This is a genomic window from Azospirillum sp. B506, assembly GCF_000333595.1.
Taxonomy (GTDB): Bacteria; Pseudomonadota; Alphaproteobacteria; order Azospirillales; family Azospirillaceae; genus Azospirillum.
Window position 1 is genome coordinate 1 of sequence record NZ_BADK01000452.1, and the last position, 3,551, is coordinate 3,551.

Genomic DNA, 3,551 nt, shown 5'->3' on the forward strand with positions numbered 1-3,551 from the left:
GATCGACCTGATCGCNGACAACACCATCTCCGGCCGCATCGCCAAGGAAGTCTTCGAAACGATGTTCGAGACCGCGAGAAAGGCCGCCGACATCGTCGAGAAGAAGGGGCTGCGCCAGGTCACCGACACCAGCGCCATCGAAGGCTCGATCGACGCGGTGCTGGCCGCCAACCCGGACAAGGTGGCGGAATTCCGCAGCGGCAAGGACAAGCTGTTCGGCTTCTTCGTCGGCCAGGTGATGAAGGCCAGCCGAAGATCGATGCGGCGGGCGGCCGGCTGACCGGTTTCGAGGCGCTGATCCGCTGGCGGCACGAGGGGGCGGCGATCTCCCCCGTCGACTTCATCCCGGTCGCCGAGGACACCGGCCTGATCATCGAAATCGGCCACTGGGTGCTGGAGGAGGCCTGCCGCACCGCGACCCGCTGGGCGCTCGACCACGGCCCGGTCCCGGTGGCGGTCAACGTCTCCGCCCGCCAGCTCGCCGATCCCGGCTTCGCCCAGCAGGTCGAACAGGTGCTGCAATGCCACGGCACTCCGGCCGACCTGTTGGAGCTGGAGATCACCGAAACCGTCATCATGAAGGACGTGCGCCACCATCTGCCGACGCTGAACCGCCTGCGGGCGCTGGGGGTGCGCATCGCCATCGACGATTTCGGCACCGGCTATTCCTCGCTGGCCTATCTGCGCCAGCTGCCGGTCGATGTGCTGAAGATCGACCGCAGCTTCGTCAACGACCTGCCGCACGCTCCCGACATCGCCTCCACCGTCATCGCCCTCGCCCAGCGGCTCATGCTGTCGACCGTGGCGGAGGGGGTGGAGACCGCCGAGCAGCGGCGTTGGCTGGCGGAAGCCGGCTGCGACTGCCTGCAGGGCTACCTGATCTCGCGCCCGCTGCCGGCCGAGGCGGCGGAGGCGATGGTGATGGCCGCCTTCGCCCGCAAGGAGACGCTGCCGCTTACCGCGTGATTTGACGGCGCGACCTTTGGGCGTGTGATCGGAGGTCCGGTCAATGCGCGGCGGAGGTCCGGTCAAGACAGCCCTCCCCCGGCCGGCTATGGTCGCCTCCCCCAGCGCCAACCGACCGGCACGCCATGACCGCCTCCTCTTCCGCCGCCCCCTCCTCCGCCCCGCCCGACCGCCGCATTGTCAACCGCGCCACGCTGGTCGGCTTCATCGCCATCCTGTTGTGGGCGACGCTGGCCCCGCTGGCGACTCTGGCCGCGATGGTGCCGCCGTTCCAGCTGGTGGCGACCTCCTTCCTGCTGGCTTTCCTTGTCGGCAGCGGCTGGACCGCAACGCGCGGCGACAACCCCTTGCGCTATTTCCGCCAGCCGCCGGCCGCCTGGGCGCTGGGGGTGGGCGGGCTGTTCGGCTTCCATTTCCTCTATTTCATGGCTCTGCAGGCGGCACCGCCGGTCGAGGCCAACCTGATCAACTACCTGTGGCCACTGTTGATCGTGCTGTTCTCCGCCCTGCTGCCGGGGGAGCGGCTGCGCGCCTGGCATGTCGGCGGCGCCGTCGCCGGGCTGGCGGGCACCGTCCTGCTGATCGCCCGCGGCGGGTCCGGCGGTCTGTCGATCGACCCGGCGCATCTGCCCGGCTATGCCGCGGCGCTGGCAAGCGCCGTCACCTGGGCCGGCTATTCGGTGCTGCGCCGCCGGCTGGGCCAGATCGGCGAGGCCCCGACCGATGCGGTCAGCGCCTTCTGCCTCGTCACCGCGATCCTGTCGCTGCTCTGCCATCTGGCGCTGGAACGCACGGTGTGGCCGGACACCGCCGCCGGCTGGGGGGCGATGCTGCTGCTGGGGCTGGGACCGGTGGGGGCGGCCTTCTTCGTCTGGGATTACGGCGTGCGTCACGGCGACATCCGGGCGCTGGGGGCGTTGTCCTATCTGGCGCCGCTGCTCTCCACCCTGCTGCTGGTCCTGTTCGGGCTCGCCCCCAATTCGGGCATCATCTGGGTGTCCTGCGCCCTGATCGCCGGCGGGTCCCTGCTCGCCAGCAAGGACCTGCTGCGGCGGAAGGCGTAGAGCGCAACCGAGAAAATTCTCCCGCTGACTGCAGATGCCGCTTTCTTTAAGGAAGCAAAAAATAGGTATCTATCAGCCTTCCCGATTGAATCGCCTTGTGATCTGATTGTTCCAATCTTCGCCTTTTGAACGCCAATAATCCGCTTGATCGAAGTATTTTTTTGCAGTCGAAAAGTCACCTTGATTTTGATATGTCATAGCAACGTCGTGCAGCCTAGCTGCCTCGGCAAAGCATTCTCTCATTTTGTCGCCATATTCCTGTGCGTAGTTGCTCATTACATCCTCCAGATCTTGCATGATTGAAATGAAAAGCCATTTTTGGCAGTGCCGTATACAGCACTCAACAGAATGCCAATGCACCTCCGAAATCATCGGAGACATGGCCACATTTCACGCCGAAAATATGAAAAATGGCTGTTGCTCTAATATGATAACATGCTGATATGTTCTGTCCAGCGTTTCTCCTTTTTCTCCATACAAACCCAAAAGCACTCGCCTTTGCATACATGCCGGGCGCCTGAGGCTGCATAATGGCTCTACCGATTTAGCGATGCACTGACAATCGATTCGAGAATGTTGTTCATGCCATTGGAAAACACACAATCACCTTTCTAGCTACGATTCAAAATCGTATCATCAATATCCTTGTCACTTCTCAAGTAAAATCGGAAAATATCCGCAGCGCTCAATTGAAATCAATTACAATCATCACTTTCAGTTGCATCTTTTACCATCATACTACAAGTATATTATTTGATATAATTAGCCTTACCGGCTCAACCGTAATCATCCGCATATTCTCAAGCCTCCGCCCCGTGCGCCGCGGCCGCGACGTCGCGGCGGGCATGGTCGGCGCTCGTCAGGCCGTTGAAGTACCAGTTCAGCGCCACCGCGGTCAGCGTGCCGAGCAGGATGCCGCTATGCAGCAGCGGCGACAGGAAGGCCGGCATCTGCGAGAAGAACTTGTCCGACACCAGCGGGATCAGTCCGACGCCGACGCTGACCGCGACGACGATCAGGTTCTCGCGCCGGGTGGCGAAATCGACCTGCGCCAGGATCTTCACGCCGGTGGCCGCCACCATGCCGAACATCACCAGCCCGGCCCCGCCCAGCACGAAGGCCGGCACCGACGCCACCACATGGGCCAGCTTCGGCAGCAGCCCCAGAAGCAGCAGGATCAGCCCGCCGGCCGCGCAGACCCAGCGGCTGCGCACCCCCGTCACCCCGACCAGCCCGACATTCTGCGAGAAGGAGGTGTAGGGGAAGGTGTTGAACACGCCGCCGATCAGCGTGCCCAGCCCGTCGGTGCGCAGGCCGCGGACCAGATCCTCCTGGGACACCGGACGGCCGACCATGTCGCCGACGGCCAGGAACATGCCGGTCGATTCGATCATCACCACGATCATCACCAGCGACATGGTCAGAATGGCGACCGAATCGAACACCGGCATGCCGAACTGGGAGGGGCTGGACCAGCGCCACCCACGGCGCCTTCCCCCAGCCCTTTGAAATCCACCATGC

At 63.4% G+C, this 3,551-nt stretch carries 4 protein-coding genes and 1 pseudogene; 3 read left to right on the forward strand and 2 right to left on the reverse strand.

Annotated features, from left to right (window positions below; translation table 11 throughout):
- The 3 genes and pseudogenes from gatB to I71_RS13730 form a co-directional block, all read left to right on the forward strand.
- Positions 1 to 280: pseudogene (gatB, locus tag I71_RS13720) on the forward strand (Asp-tRNA(Asn)/Glu-tRNA(Gln) amidotransferase GatCAB subunit B); the annotation flags it as partial.
- Between the two features lie 17 nt (positions 281 to 297).
- Entirely contained in the window at positions 298 to 966 is a 669-nt protein-coding gene (locus I71_RS13725) for a bifunctional diguanylate cyclase/phosphodiesterase (protein WP_244433822.1), read from the forward strand.
- Positions 967 to 1,091: 125 nt separating this feature from the next.
- Entirely contained in the window at positions 1,092 to 2,030 is a 939-nt protein-coding gene (locus I71_RS13730) for a DMT family transporter (RefSeq protein ID WP_042695418.1), read from the forward strand.
- A gap of 72 nt (positions 2,031 to 2,102) precedes the next feature.
- Here I71_RS13730 and I71_RS37430 read toward each other — a convergent pair whose 3' ends face one another.
- The gene (locus I71_RS37430) at positions 2,103 to 2,306 is read right to left on the reverse strand and encodes a hypothetical protein (protein WP_148294232.1); all 204 of its coding nucleotides are present in this window, start codon (positions 2,304 to 2,306) and stop codon (positions 2,103 to 2,105) included.
- A 524-nt stretch (positions 2,307 to 2,830) separates the two neighbouring features.
- Positions 2,831 to 3,551: solute carrier family 23 protein (locus I71_RS13735; RefSeq protein WP_199902174.1), on the reverse strand; the 721-nt coding region annotated here is incomplete at its 5' end.